Raw genomic sequence first — 13,630 nt, 5'->3', positions numbered from 1 at the left:
AAGACCGCGTGGCGGTTTCGTCGATGCGGGCGGGTGCGCCCCTCGGTATTCGGGGCGTTTCCAGTGGTTGCCGGGAGATTAGGGTGAGCGGCATGCCTCAGTTGTTCAAACGTTTGGTGCTCGCACCGGGTTTCAGTGAGCACGACTTCAAAGTGGTTATCTGGGATCTCTTTTGGGACTTGATCGACTTGGGAAGGAAGGAGTGCTCGCTCGGACTCGACCGCGGGCCTCGGAACCTAGCGGAAGAATTCGCTCATGGCGGTCGCGATCGGAGTGAAATCATCGGGATTGTGGGTCAGCCCTTCCAGCACCGTGAACTGTGAATTCGGCAGGGCCGCCTCGAGTTTCGCCATGCTTTCCAGCCCGTACCGGTCGCTCGACGAGCCTGCCAGCAGTAGCCCCGGTGCGGTCGTGGCGGACCAGCGGTTCGGGTCCGGATCCATGGCGGTGAGGCATTCGAGGTCGGCGATCAGTCCCGGCGCGCGGTCGGCCATGGCTGCTCCCATGGCGCGCAGGGCGCTGTCGGAAACGGCGCATCGATGAAAGTGCTTGGCCGCGGGCCGTTTCCGCTCGGAGCGTAGTCGCGTCGACCGATGAGCACTACTCGATAGCTGGTGGCGAGCAGTTCGGCCATCGGGCGATACGCCTCCGTCGTGACCAGCGCGCCGTGCACGATCACCAGCGGAGGCCCGTCGCCGAGCGTGTGGAAGACGATGCGGGTGCCGTCGGCCGAGGCGACGCTGTCGGTTGTTCGCATGGACCCACTGTGCGCGCCGGATCTGTCACCCGGCTTGCGCGGACCTTGCACTGCGGTGCGAGCCGATCGGTGGATTCGCGAAATCGCTTGCCGGCCGGACCGGCTCGCGACAGGATCGTGACGCATGGACGGAATCGCCATCCGCACCGCCACCGAAAACGACGAACGGGCACTGGCCGCCATCGACCACGCCACCTGGTCGAGGCAAGTGCATCCCATCCCGCTCTGGCCGTCGGACACGCCCTTCTTCGACGAGGGGACCGCACCGCGCAACGTGCTGCTCGCGCACGAGGACAACCACATCCTCGGATATGTGAAACTCCGGCCGGCTCCGATGCGGGCCTCCAGCGGACATGTCCAGGAGATCAACGGCCTCGCCGTCGCCCCACACCACCAAAGACGCGGCATCGGCCACCTGCTGCTCGACGCCGCCCGCGCCGCGGCCGTCGAACGCCTCGCCCGACGAATCACCCTGCGAGTATTGGGCACCAACGTGCGTGCTCAGAAGCTGTATCTCGCACACGGCTTTCGGATCGAGGGCACTCTCGTCGGCCAGTTCCTGATCGAAGACCGCTACGTCGACGACGTTTTGATGGCACTGGAAATCTGCCCCGCAACGCACCGGAGGGACCGAGCCACAACGGTCCATCCGGGGATACCTGCCTCGGATCGGCGAGACACGCTGTAGGACTGCGAATCCCGTTGTGGATCATGCCTCGTTATCAGCGCGGATCGCTCTCGCACCTCGCGAATGTTCTCGAGCACGATCGCCAATTCCTGGCCGACGAAACATTTCTCACCCATCCCTCGGGGTTTGCCATTTGAAATTGGCCCAATGGCGGCGGCTGGTCTCGAAAAGGCGCCGCATTTGATCAGTCGCGGTATACCGCTACGTAGGCATTGGTGACTGTTCCGACACTGGTGGGACCCAAGCATGAAGCCGTGCCCTGGCCGGACGGGCCGAAGGAGCCACCCCATGAACCCTGGTAGGGGCCGATGGTCATGAGCGGGAAGGCGTTCGGGATACCGTGCAGGCCGACGCATTCGACGACCAGGGTGTACTCCCTGCCTGCCGGTGCCTCGGTGTCGCGGCATGCCGCCGTCGCGCCGAACAGGTCTCGCGTGACGGTGCAATCTTGGGCGGAGGCTTGGGCGGTACCGGTGCCGATTACTGCGGCGAAACCCAGAACCGATGCGGCCGCGGCCGCTACCCGGGTGGCGGCGATTGTCGTTGTTTTCATTCGATATCCTCTCGAAATGTCATCCGATCATCGGATGCGGATACCGGGATGTTACGAGTGCGAACGGTCGAAGCGTGGAATCCCTCGGGCGTATTACAGATCCCTGCTGAAGACGATTCGGGCCATTCCCGGCCCGTTGTAGTCGGCGACGAGATTTGCTTCGAAGCCGAGACTTCGGTGAAAGCCGATCGAGCCTTGATTGCCCGGCGAGGTAATGGCTCTCAGTCGGATGTAGTTCTCGACCACCTCATGCAAATCCCGTGTGGTCGCGGGCACGATCGTTTCGTTGGCTGCGTGCTCGGTCATCCGACAAGACTTCCATCTTCTGCGGGCCTGCTCCACCCGAGGACGCAATCCGATGCATGGCTCCGGACGGCTGAGATGTTGCGGTGCAACCGATCTCGGGCCGAGTGTGCACCGCCTGCCCGCAGCGGTAAATGGGTCGACAGCGTTCGCGGCGGCGGGCAGAGTGGTCGGCTGTGACCGATAGCGAGCTGTGGGGACGGGCGAGCGCCGAGCGCTACGACGCCGAGGAGACGGTCATGTCCTCGGCGGCTGTTCTCGCACCGACCCTGGATTTCCTCGCCGAGCTCGCCGGGGACGGTCGGGCACTGGAGTTCGCCATCGGAACCGGGCGGGTCGGCATCCCGCTGCGCGGACGCGGCGTGCCGGTCGCGGGCATCGAACTCTCCGAGCATATGGTCGCGGTGCTGCGCCGCAAGATCGACCAGGACACCCTCCCGGTAACCATCGGGGATATGGCCACCACCGTCGTCCCCGGCGAGTTCGCCCTGGTGTATCTCGTCTACAACACCATTTCCAACCTGCTCACCCAGGACGCGCAGGTGCGGTGTTTCCGCAATGCCGCACGGCATTTGAGGCCCGGTGGCCGCTTCGTCATCGAACTCGAGGTGCCTCCGCTGCGGTTGCTGCCACCCGGTCAGGTCGCGGTCCCTTTCGACGTGTCCGCGCGACATCTTGGCTTCGACACCATCGACGTGGTCGAGCAGCTCCTCGTCTCACATCACTTCACCCGTGACGGCGACCACTACCGCCGCGATACCTCCCGCCACCGCTACGCCTGGCCCGCCGAGCTCGACCTGATGGCACGCATCGCCGGTCTCGAGCCCGAGCATCGCTACGCGGACTGGGCCGGGACGCCGTTCGCCGCCGACTCCACCAAGCACATTTCCGTGTGGCGCAAGCCGGTTCGAGGCCGCCCGCTGTAGCCGGTGCGGCATCAGCTCGAGATGCGGGATTGGATGCCGTCGAGGAGGAGTTCGAGGCCGACGTCAAAGGTCTGGTCGGCGTCCAGGTGGGCGCCGTCGCGGATGACCGTGGCCAGTGCGGGGTATCGGCCGGTCGCGAAGGTCCGCTCCAAATATGGCCCGAAGGCGGCCTGCCACTGCCGCGTATCCATTCCGGTGGTTCGTTCGGCGCGGCGCTCGGTGATCTCGCCACGCACCGCGCCGATCACATACGCGTTGACCGCGGCGACCACCGGCATGACGGTATCCACGTCGACACCGCCCATCGCGGCGACCACGGCCTCGCCCCCGGCCAGGGCGTGCGGTCCGAGCTGGGGTCGGCCACCGAGCAGGTCGGCGAACCATTCGTGCTGATGAGCTGCCTGTCGAGTGGTTTCGGCGAGGGACCGCAGCACTTCTCGCCAACCGTCTCCGATCGGTCGGATCTCGGCATGGACCGCATCGACCATCAGGTCGAGCAACTCCTCCTTGGTGGCGATATAGCCGTAGAGTCGCATCGGCCCTACGTTCAGCGCGGCAGCGACTTTGCGCAGTGAAACCGCCGCGAGCCCATCCTCGTCGGCCAGTCGGATTGCCGCACCGACGATCCGCTCTCGGCTCAATGGGGCAGGCACCGGTCGATCCTGCGGCTCCGGCCGCTCCCACACCAACATGTCGCTGACGATACATCGCATGGTCCGATACAGTGTATCGACACGAGCCAGTGTATCGAAGGGTAGTCATGATCATCGCCATCGTCGGAGCCGGAATGGGCGGACTCGCCCTCGCCAGGGTGTTGCACCTACACGGTATCGAGGCCGTCGTCTATGAACGCGAATCCTCGCGAGCCGCCCGCGGTCAAGGCGGCATGCTCGACATCCATTCCGGGCAGCGAGCACTGCGCGAAGCAGGGCTGATCGACCGGTTCCATGCGATCGCCCGCAGCGAAGGGCAGGATATGCGCCTGCTGGAACCGGACGGCACCTTGCTGCTGCGGCAGGACACCCCCGAGGACGCCCCCCTCGACCGTCCCGAGGTCGACCGCGCCGATCTGCGTGACATGCTGCTGGATTCCCTGCCCGCGGACGCGGTGCGCTGGGGGCACGCGTTCAATTCCGCCGACAACGGCCTGCTGCGCTTCGCCGACGGCAGCAGCGCGACCTATGACCTACTGGTCGGCGCGGACGGCGCACAGTCCAGGGTCCGGGCGCTGCTCACCGACGCCCGCCCGGCCCATCTCGGTCAGAATGTCGTCGAGGTCGGCATTCCCGATATCGACCGCACGCATCCCGAACTCGCGGCGATGGTCGGGCGCGGCAACTTCTGGGTGATCGGCAACGGATTGTCGTTGGCAGCGCAACGCAACGGCGACGGCCGCGTCCGCATCGGCGTCTGCTTCTACAACACCCCCGAAAACTGGTTCGCCACCAGCGCAATCCCATTCGACGACCCAGCCGCCGTCCGAGCGCGACTGATCGAACTGCTCCCCGGCTGGGACGCACGGTTCACCGCATTGATCGCGGCCTGCGACGACTTGGTGGCGCCCCGGTCGATCAGTGCTCTCCCGGTCGGCCTGATCTGGCCGTCACAGCCGGACCGCACCCTGGTCGGCGATGCCGCGCACCTGATGCCGCCGGTGGGCGAGGGCGCCAATATGGCCCTGCTCGATGGCGCCTCCCTCGGTCTCGCACTGGCCGCACACCAGGGCGACATCCCCACCGCCGTCGCAACCTACGAACGCGAAATGTTCGAACGCACAGGCGCTGCCGCCCGAATGTCGGCCCGCGTGCAGGAACTCCTGACAGCGCCGGACGCGAGCCGCCGAATGCTCGCATTCTTCCAGCCGGACTGAAGGATTCGATTGTGGCCCGATCGAGTCCAACCGCGCTCCTCGGTGGACCCGGCGTGCCAAGATCGGGTATGTCGCAAATCCTCGGAGGCAGAACACCTTTCGACGACATCTACGATCAACCCGACCCGCGCGGATACTTCGGCAGTCTCGGTCGGTTCGACTACCGGACCCCGCATCATGCCCAGGCGGTATTCCGCCGTCTGGTCGCCGCGCGCGCACAGTCGGGACCGGTGACGGTGGTGGACCTGTGCTGCTCGTACGGCATCAATGCGGCGCTGCTCAACCACGATCTGACCCTCGCCGACCTCTACGCCCGCTACACCCTTCCGCAGATAGCCGAGCTGGACACGGTCGAATTGATCGAGTCCGACAAGGAGTTCTACGCCGCACGTCGCCGTGACGATGCCGTACCGGTGGTCGGGGTGGACATCGCCGCTCCCGCGATCGACTACGCGCTGGCCGTGGGTCTGCTCGACGCGGGCTTCGTCGAGAACCTGGAAACCGGCGCCGCGTCACCTGCCCTGCTACGGGCGGCAGGTCCCGCCGGGTTGATCACCGTGACCGGTGGCGCGAGTTTCCTGACCGCGCGCACCTTTCAGCAATTGCTCGGCGCGGCAGTCGAACCGGTGTGGGTCGCCGCGTTCGTGCTGCGGACCGGTTCCTACCGGCCCATCGCCGACGCCCTGGCCGAGTACGGTCTGGTCACCGAGGTCGATCCGGCGCGCACGGTCCTCCAGCGCCGATTCACCGACCTCGATGAGCAGCGGTACGCCATCGCCGCCGTCACCGAAGCCGGTGCTGACCCCGCCGGGAAGGAGACCGAGGGCTATTACCACGCCGCTGTGCATCTGTCCCTACCTCCGGGTGTGACGGGCCATCCATCGGCTCGCTGAGCCGATCGGCCGGTGCAAACCGGGCCTCCGCTCAACGAGTTCGACGAAACCCGTTGTCGCCGACGCTGCTTTGCGCTGTCCGGAACGGAGGCAGGTCTCCCCGTCGATCGGCCGTCTCATGTTCGGGCGAACCCTGGTGGCGCACAACGCGAACGTCGAGCAGAAGGGACTGACCCCTCATCTACCCGACTGGTAGCCGCTCACGGTCCTGGACACCGTGCGCCTGTCGAAGGCGGTGTGGCCGGGCCTGAAGAGTTGCGCGCTCGACAAACTCACGGTGAACTCGATTGGGACGCACTCGCCCAAGCATTCGATATCTCGACGTCGACAGCGCACGCCTACTTCGAAGCGGCGATGAAAGAAAGGTGTGTCACGGATACGCGGCCGCATTGGCGGCCGATATGTTGGTGCGGCCGATGTGATCATCCTGGATTCGGACGCCATCCTCATCTCGATCTGCTGCCACTGCTGTATCGATCACAGGCGAGAGCTTCCGGGTCGCGCGGAACATCGCGATGACGTGGAGGAAAAGGAAAGTGACAACGAGAGAATGGAGAATACCGATGCAGAACACCTCTCGGACCGGTGCGAAGCGTTATGTTCCTCCGGTCGCTGCCAAAGTCGGTCGCGTTGCCACCGACACCTTCGGCACGATCCACACCCAGAAGGACGCGACAACCTGGGGCTTCAAGAAGGGCTGATAGGGGGCGAGCGAGGTAACCCCATGCGTGGGAGCCGATTCCGGCTCCGAGAAGCACGATGAATACGGTGGGGATCGAGTCCTTTCGATCCCCACCGTATTGCCTTGATCCCCTCCTGCCTGATCGATGTCGATCTGCTGCGGCGACACCTCAGGTCCTGCAGACGCGTCACGCCGCGGAACCATCGCTGGATCCGGCGCGAATTCCCCAACCGGGGAGGATCTTCGACGCCGAGCGGACCTCTCCTTCTTCACGGGACACGCACCAGGCGAAACGTGGGCGTGTCACTGAGACGCTGCGACCGTGGCGACCGATATGTTGGTGCGGCCGGTGTGATCATCCTGGATTCGACTGTCAGCTTCATCCGAAACTGTCGCCACTGCTGTGTCAATCGCAGGCGAGAGCTTCCGGGTCGCGCGGAGAATCGCGACGACACGGGGGAAAAGGAAAGTGACAACGAGAGAATGGAGAATACCGATGCAGAACACCTCTCGGACCGGTGCGAAGCGTTATGTTCCTCCGGTCGCTGCCAAAGTCGGTCGCGTTGCCACCGACACCTTCGGCACCATCCACACCAAGAAGGACGCGACAACCTTCGGTTTCAAGAAGGGCTAGTCGGCGTCGAGCGAGGTAATCCCATGTATGGGAGCCGATTCCGGTTCCGAGAAGCACGATGAATACGGTGGGGGATCGAGTCCCTTCGATTCCCACCGTATTACCTCATCCCCTTCTGCCAGCGAGGTCGCCCATGTACGCGCTGACCAATAGTCTTGTCGTCCTTCCCGACTCACCGGGCGGTGTTCTCGCCGGACGGCGGGTTCCCCACCACGATCCGAAGATCATCGATCACTCGTCCGGACGACCGTGGTTGATCGGTCACTGGGCAGCCGAGAATCTGGTCGTGGCCGATGCGGGTGGCGTGCGGGTCGCGGTATTCGGGGAGTGCCCGATCGGTCCCGAGCAATTGACGGCGGCGGCCGCGGGTATTCGCACTCCGTCCGATCTCGACGCACTCGCCCGCACACTGCCGGGCAGCGCGCACCTCATCGCCTCGGTGCATGGGCGGGTCCGATTTCAGGGAACGCTCACCGGCACCCGGCAGGTCTGCACGGCCCGACTCGACGGCATCACCATCGCGAGCGACCGGGCCGACACATTGGCGGTCATGATCGATGCCGAGCCGGACGAGGATATGCTCGCGGTGAATATCGCCTGCCAGCAACTGATTCCACCGCTCAGCGAACGCACCTGGTGGCGCGGTGTGCGGCGGATCGCTCCGGACTCCTACCTGCTGCTCGACGGCGAGGACCGCGCGCGCCCGGTGCGCTGGTGGACACCGCCGGAACCGGATCTGTCGATCGCCGAGGGGTCGGGACAGGTGCGGGCCGCATTGCGGGAGGCCGTGGCATGGCGCAGGCCGACGCGTGGGCGGTTGTCGGCGGATCTGTCGGGCGGTATGGATTCCACCTCGCTGTGCTTTCTCGCCGCCGAGCACACGCCCAACTTGCTGATCTTCCGCCGGACGGGGAGCAGCGCGATCAACGACGACCCCTTCTACGCGGGCGAGGCGGCGAAACTTCTGGATCGGGCCGACTATATCCATCTCCAAAGCGAGGACGGGCCAAAGGTTTTCGAGCCGCCGTATATCCTGCCGGATACCGAGGCGCCGCATGCGCTGACCCGTGGGGTCAACACCATGGATCACCAGATCCAAGAGTTGGTCCGGCGCGGGGCCACTTTGCATCTGGCCGGGCACGGCGGCGACGAACTGTTCTCCGGCGGAGCGGGTTACCTGCACACGCTGCTGCGCCGAAATCCGTTGCGGGCATTGCGAGACCTCCGCGTACGCCGGGCGCTGGGCCGCTGGCCGCTGGGGTCCACCATGGTGGCACTCGCCACCGGTGCAAGCCTGAGTTCGTGGTGGCGGCACACCGCCGACCATCTCACCGATCCGCCGCCACCACCCAATGCGCCGCAGCTGGGTTGGGCCTATCCGCTGCGAATCACACCGTGGGCCACCGCCGATGCGGTGCACACCGCGCGGCGGGTCCTGCGCGATATCGCCGACGAGGCGGTGCCCCTGGCGGATGATCGCGGTCAGCACGAGGCGCTCACCTACCTGCGTTTCGCCGGTCCGCTGTTCCGGCAGTTGTGTCGCACCTATGCCAATGGCGGTCTCCGCCTTGATCTTCCGTATCTGGACGATCGGGTGATCGAGGCCGCGCTCGCGGTCCGCTGCGAAGAACGGTTCAACCCTTGGCACTACAAACCGCTGCTGGCGGCGGCCATGCGGGGGCAGGTTCCGGATCTGATCCTTGATCGCCGCACCAAGGGCGAGTACGACAGCGAGGTCGAAAACGCCCTGAATCAGCATGTTCCGGACCTGCTGGAACTGTTCGCGGATTCCGCGTTGGCCACGCGCGGCCTGATCGACGTCGATGCGCTGCGGAGGTACCTGTACACCCCGGTCGGCGGCGCGGACGACGATCCGGCGCCGAATCTGGAGATGACTATGGGCTGCGAACTGTGGCTGCGACAGGTCGCGACCGTCCGGGTGAAGCTGTGAGTACGCCGTGCGCGCCACCCGAGCGGATCCGATTGCCTTGGCGGCAAAGGGTTTTGCCACTCATCGCGGTCGCGGTGGCGGCACCGCTGACCATACTGCCGCCCAAGAATCTGCGGTGGGTGCTCGAATTCGCCCGGCGCGGCGCGCGTCCCGCCCCTGCCGACCAGACTTCCCGTGCGCGGCAGGCGATCATGGCGGTCAGCCTGCGGTGTGCCGTCAACGGTTGTCTACAGCGCTCGATCGCGACAGCACTGCTGTGTCGCGTGCGCGGAGTCTGGCCCACCTGGCGACTCGGTGTGTGCACCGCGCCGTTCGGCGCGCACGCCTGGGTGGAGGCCGAAGGGCGGATGATCGATGAGCCGATGCCTGCCGGGCACTACACGCCGATGCTGACCGTCGCGCCGGCGCAGGTCGCGGCCGATCCCGACCACTACTCCGAGATGGGTACGGGCACAGGAGATTTCCGACTGCATCGGCAGGTGCTCAGTGTCGGCACATCGGACGGCGCGGTATTGCTGCACTTGCGGACCGGTCACTACTGGCAGCTCAACCCGGTCGGTCTCGATTCACTGCGGCACCTGCTGTCGGGACGTTCGGTCGAGGATATCGCCACCGACTTCGCGGCGGAATACGCTATCGATCCGGCCGGGCCGCGCCGCGACATCACCGTCATGACGGACCAACTGAGGGAAGCCGGATTCCTGGTCGGGCCATGAGTTCTCGTGCGAAGGAGGACCGGATGCCGCGCCAACTGTGGCAGATGCTCGCCGGGCATCGGGGCGCCCTCGCCCTCGGCCTGCTGCTGATGCTGGTGGCGGCCGGGCTGGGGATAGCACAGCCGCTCGCCATGAAGGCCGTGATCGACGGGCTGACGGCGAGTCGATCCGTGGTGCTGCTGGTGATCGGGCTGGTAGTGCTGATGGCGCTCGAAGTGGTCGTCAACGCGGCCGCTTCGTATGTGTTGGAACGCACCGGCGAACGATTCCTGCTGCGGCTGCGGACCCGGCTGTTCAGCCGACTGCTGCGGTTGACGATGCCCACCTTCGATCGATTCCGGTTGGGCGACTTGATGTCCAGGGCATCGACGGATGTGATCCAGGTGCGGGAGGCCGCCACCAGGGCGGCGGTGGAGCTCGCGGCGAGCGTGGTCATGATCGCGGCCACCCTGGTGGTGATGTTCCTGATCGACCCGGTGCTGATGTGCGTCGTCGTCGGGGTGCTGATCGCGGCCACCGCCGCGATCAGCGGCCTGACCGCCGCGATCGGTCGGGTCTCCACCAAACTCCAGGACACCGTGGGTGCGATGTCGGCCGACCTGGAACGCGTGATGGGGGCGATTCGCACGGTGCGGGCCAGTCGCGCCGAACAGCGCGAAACACAGCGCCTGACCGAGCTCGCGCACGACGCCTACACCGCCGGGGTGCGCAGCGCGTTCCTGATGGCGGCCGTGAGCTCGCTGATCAATGTGGCCGTCAACGGGGCCTTCGTCGTCGTGCTGCTGGTCGGCGCGGTGCGGGTCGGGCAGGACGCGCTCGCCTTGAGTTCACTGGTGGCGCTGCTGCTTTACGCCAACCAGCTCGTGCTGCCCGTAGCCCAGTTCGTGGAGGGCATCGCGACGGTCTACAAGGTTCGGGGCGCGGCTCAGCGCGCCACCGAGGTGTTCACGCTGCCCGTCGAGGAATCCGCGCCCGCCACCGTCATCGATGAGCCGCCGCGATCCGCCCCTGTGTTGGAGATCCGGAATCTGCGCTTCGGCTACACACCGGACGCGCCTGTGCTGCAAGACCTTTCCCTCACCGTGCCGCACAACTCGCTGGTCGCCCTGATCGGGCCGTCGGGTGCGGGCAAATCCACCGCCCTCGGGCTGATCAACCGGTTCTACCAACCGTGGCAGGGCAGCATTCATCTCGACGGATATGCGGCCACCGAACTCGACCTCGCCGCTTGGCGCGCCCGCATCGGCTGGGTCGAACAGGATTGCCAGATACTGCACGGCACACTGCGCGACAACCTCCGCTACATCGCCCACGACGCCGACGACCGCGCCCTCTGGCACGCCATCGATCTGGTCAATCTGCGGGAGAAGGTCGAGAAGCTGCCCGACGGTTTGGACAGTCAAGTCGGCGAACACGGCGCGCGATTGTCCAGCGGCGAACGCCAGCGCGTCGCCATCGCCCGAGCCGTCCTCGCCCGCCCCCGCCTGCTGCTCCTGGACGAGCCGACCGCCCACCTGGACCCGGCCAACGAAGCGGCGCTGACCACCACGCTCGACAACCTGCGCGGCGAATGCGCCCTTTTGGTGATCGCGCACCGCATGTCGACCATTCGCTCCGCCTCCTCCATTCTCTTGTTGGCCAACGGCACCGCCCGCGCCACCGGAACCTGGACGGAACTATTCGAATCCCCCGCCGAGTTCGGTCGACTCGTCAATATGCGCGAACCCGAATTCAGCACCGCTCCATCGCTGCGAGAAATCTGATCCCGACCGGAGGCGCGCACAGCGGCTGGGCCGATAGCCGCTTGACTTCTTCCCGGTCCACCTCCCTGTATACGGGGCAGTGGGTCATCCGCAGTAGCCTCGGATAGAACGCCGAACAATACGACCGCCGCTATGCGAAAGAGACGCAGCCATGACGCGTACACCCAGGATTCCCGGACCGGACCACCCGATCACGATCGAGCCCACCGGCGGCCGCGTCGTCGTTCGCAGCGGCGATACCGTGGTCGCCGACACCACCAGGGCGCTGTCCCTGCGCGAGGCCGAATATCCGGCCGCACAATACATTCCGCTCGAGGATGTGGACCAGAGCCTGTTGGTCCCCTCGGACACCACCACCTACTGCCCTTTCAAAGGTGACGCGTCCTATTGCAGCCTCACCACTCCCGAAGGTGAGCTGACCGACGCGATCTGGTCCTACCGCGAACCCTATGCGGCCGTCGCCCCCATCGCGGGGCATGTCGCCTTCTACCCGGACAAGGTCGAGATCGTCATTCAATAGGTTTCACGTGACCGATGATCGCACCGACACCCGGGTACGGTGCGACATGTTCTTCCCGTACCGCAGTATGTGCCGGACCGCTACCACAGCGGGATGTCGGCGCGGGTGCGGGACTGAAGGATTGTCGCGGATCCGAGAGGAGAAGCGATGCGATACCCGTTACTGGCCGCGACACTGGTCGCGGCCTTGGCGGTCGGTGGATGTGGCAGCCAACCCGAACCCGACCCACTGCAACGCGATGTCGACGCGATCGTCGCGGTGGGCACCGCGGGCGTACAGGCCAGAGTGGTGGACACCGTGGCCGGGACCAACCGGACGGCAGTGGCGGGACGCGCGGATATAGCCGCGCCCGAACCGGTTTCGCCGGACGGCTACTTCCGCACCGGCAGCCTGACAAAGACGCTGGTCGCGACCGTGGTCCTGATGCTGGTCGGCGAGGGCAGACTCACCCTCGACGACACGGTGCAGCGGTGGCTGCCGGATATGGTGCGCGGCAATGGCAATGACGGCACTCGCCTCACCATCCGGCAGCTTCTTCAGCACACCGGCGGAATTCACGATAGCCCGTTCGAAATCGCCACCGCCGAGGACTATTACCGGTTGCGATTGCAGACCCGCACTCCCGAGGAGACCGTTGCGGCGGCCATGGCGCACGCTCCGGACTTCGCACCGGGCTCCGGCTGGGCCTACGCCAACGTCGGCTACGTCCTACTGGGTCTGATCATCGAGCAGGTAGTCCACCATCCCTGGCACGACGAGGTTCGCGCTCGAATCCTCGAACCCCTCGGCCTGCGCGACACCCGCTGGCCCGGCGATGATCCCGCGCTGCCCGCGCCGCACGCGAAGGGCTATCAGCAATTCGAGGTGGACGGGCCGATGGTGGAGGTCACCGAATTGGTCGACGCCGATGCCTCGGGCGGATATCTGTCCACTACCGAGGATATCGGGATTTTCTACCGAAATCTCTTGGGCGGCAAACTATTACGGCCCGATGAACTGAAGATGATGCGCACCGTGGTTCCCGTCTCCGGCCCGACCGCACTGGCCTGGCCCGGCGCGGGCTACGGACTCGGTCTGATCTCGGTCCCGCTCTCCTGCGGCGGGACCTATTGGATGCACAACGGCGGCCAGACCGGATACCTCACCAATGCCGCCACCACCGAGGACGGCAGCCGCAGCGCCGTCGTCGCCATGTCCGGGACACTCGCCGTCGGCGACGACATCACCCACAGCAAGGGATTCGCGCAACTGCACCTGGCCAACGAATTGATCGACCACGCACTCTGCGCGAAGTAGTGCGCCATGACCGCCGACGCAGCGGCCCACCCTGCTAAAATCGCTGATACAAGGCGGTATTCGCGCCGATCGGCGAAG

At 65.7% G+C, this 13,630-nt stretch carries 16 protein-coding genes; 11 read left to right on the top strand and 5 right to left on the bottom strand.

The features are described from left to right. Nucleotides 1–236 precede the first annotated feature (236 nt). Together D5S18_RS21240 and D5S18_RS21235 are read right to left on the bottom strand one after the other, a co-directional pair. Nucleotides 237–494 (bottom strand): alpha/beta fold hydrolase, encoded by a 258-nt coding sequence (locus D5S18_RS21240; protein WP_120042776.1) that lies wholly within the window; start codon nt 492–494, stop codon nt 237–239. Beyond that, nucleotides 470–757: an alpha/beta fold hydrolase gene (locus tag D5S18_RS21235; RefSeq protein ID WP_147404044.1), complete on the bottom strand. Its 288-nt coding sequence runs from the start codon at nt 755–757 to the stop codon at nt 470–472. The genes D5S18_RS21240 and D5S18_RS21235 overlap by 25 nt, the downstream gene beginning before the upstream one ends. A gap of 124 nt (nt 758–881) precedes the next feature. On the opposite strand from D5S18_RS21235, the gene D5S18_RS21230 reads away from it, so the two are divergent. Further along, the gene (locus D5S18_RS21230) at nt 882–1,445 is read left to right on the top strand and encodes a GNAT family N-acetyltransferase (RefSeq protein WP_120042774.1); all 564 of its coding nucleotides are present in this window, start codon (nt 882–884) and stop codon (nt 1,443–1,445) included. A 184-nt stretch (nt 1,446–1,629) separates the two neighbouring features. Here D5S18_RS21230 and D5S18_RS21225 read toward each other — a convergent pair whose 3' ends face one another. Both D5S18_RS21225 and D5S18_RS21220 read right to left on the bottom strand, forming a co-directional pair. Further along, nucleotides 1,630–1,998, bottom strand: a complete 369-nt coding sequence (locus D5S18_RS21225) for a hypothetical protein (RefSeq protein ID WP_239003907.1) — start codon at nt 1,996–1,998, stop codon at nt 1,630–1,632. A 93-nt stretch (nt 1,999–2,091) separates the two neighbouring features. Next, entirely contained in the window at nt 2,092–2,304 is a 213-nt protein-coding gene (locus D5S18_RS21220; RefSeq protein ID WP_120042773.1) for a GNAT family N-acetyltransferase, read from the bottom strand. 173 nt (nt 2,305–2,477) lie between these two features. On the opposite strand from D5S18_RS21220, the gene D5S18_RS21215 reads away from it, so the two are divergent. Next, on the top strand, nt 2,478–3,227 hold the full coding sequence (locus D5S18_RS21215) for a class I SAM-dependent DNA methyltransferase (RefSeq protein WP_162500985.1): 750 nt from the start codon (nt 2,478–2,480) through the stop codon (nt 3,225–3,227). Nucleotides 3,228–3,238: 11 nt separating this feature from the next. Here D5S18_RS21215 and D5S18_RS21210 read toward each other — a convergent pair whose 3' ends face one another. Beyond that, nucleotides 3,239–3,919 carry a TetR/AcrR family transcriptional regulator gene (locus D5S18_RS21210; RefSeq protein WP_120042921.1) on the bottom strand — a complete coding sequence of 227 codons (681 nt, stop codon included), beginning with the start codon at nt 3,917–3,919 and terminating at the stop codon, nt 3,239–3,241. A gap of 68 nt (nt 3,920–3,987) precedes the next feature. Between D5S18_RS21210 and D5S18_RS21205 the strand changes: the two genes are divergently transcribed. The 9 genes from D5S18_RS21205 to D5S18_RS21170 all read left to right on the top strand — a co-directional run bounded on the left by D5S18_RS21205 (nt 3,988) and on the right by D5S18_RS21170 (nt 13,552). Next, nucleotides 3,988–5,097, top strand: a complete 1,110-nt coding sequence (locus D5S18_RS21205) for an FAD-dependent oxidoreductase (protein WP_120042771.1) — start codon at nt 3,988–3,990, stop codon at nt 5,095–5,097. Between the two features lie 68 nt (nt 5,098–5,165). Next, nucleotides 5,166–5,990, top strand: a complete 825-nt coding sequence (locus D5S18_RS21200; protein ID WP_120042770.1) for a hypothetical protein — start codon at nt 5,166–5,168, stop codon at nt 5,988–5,990. A gap of 563 nt (nt 5,991–6,553) precedes the next feature. Further along, the gene (locus D5S18_RS34955) at nt 6,554–6,691 is read left to right on the top strand and encodes a hypothetical protein (protein ID WP_158607918.1); all 138 of its coding nucleotides are present in this window, start codon (nt 6,554–6,556) and stop codon (nt 6,689–6,691) included. A 477-nt stretch (nt 6,692–7,168) separates the two neighbouring features. Continuing rightward, nucleotides 7,169–7,306 carry a hypothetical protein gene (locus D5S18_RS34950; RefSeq protein WP_158607917.1) on the top strand — a complete coding sequence of 46 codons (138 nt, stop codon included), beginning with the start codon at nt 7,169–7,171 and terminating at the stop codon, nt 7,304–7,306. 133 nt (nt 7,307–7,439) lie between these two features. Beyond that, nucleotides 7,440–9,257 (top strand): asparagine synthase-related protein, encoded by a 1,818-nt coding sequence (locus D5S18_RS21190; RefSeq protein ID WP_158607916.1) that lies wholly within the window; start codon nt 7,440–7,442, stop codon nt 9,255–9,257. Continuing rightward, nucleotides 9,254–9,973 (top strand): lasso peptide biosynthesis PqqD family chaperone, encoded by a 720-nt coding sequence (locus D5S18_RS21185; protein ID WP_120042767.1) that lies wholly within the window; start codon nt 9,254–9,256, stop codon nt 9,971–9,973. Before D5S18_RS21190 ends, D5S18_RS21185 begins: the two co-directional genes overlap by 4 nt. Further along, a complete protein-coding gene (locus D5S18_RS21180; RefSeq protein ID WP_120042766.1) occupies nt 9,970–11,736 on the top strand; it encodes an ABC transporter ATP-binding protein in 1,767 nt (588 codons plus the stop codon). The genes D5S18_RS21185 and D5S18_RS21180 overlap by 4 nt, the downstream gene beginning before the upstream one ends. 151 nt (nt 11,737–11,887) lie before the next feature. Beyond that, complete coding sequence (locus D5S18_RS21175; RefSeq protein ID WP_120042765.1) at nt 11,888–12,256, top strand: DUF427 domain-containing protein; 369 nt, start codon at nt 11,888–11,890, stop codon at nt 12,254–12,256. A 147-nt stretch (nt 12,257–12,403) separates the two neighbouring features. Beyond that, nucleotides 12,404–13,552 (top strand): serine hydrolase domain-containing protein, encoded by a 1,149-nt coding sequence (locus D5S18_RS21170; protein WP_120042764.1) that lies wholly within the window; start codon nt 12,404–12,406, stop codon nt 13,550–13,552. The last annotated feature ends 78 nt before the right edge of the window (nt 13,553–13,630 follow it).

Source organism: Nocardia panacis (assembly GCF_003598715.1).
GTDB classification, from domain to species: Bacteria; Actinomycetota; Actinomycetes; order Mycobacteriales; family Mycobacteriaceae; genus Nocardia; species Nocardia panacis.
This window is presented reverse-complemented; position numbering and strand designations above follow the sequence as displayed.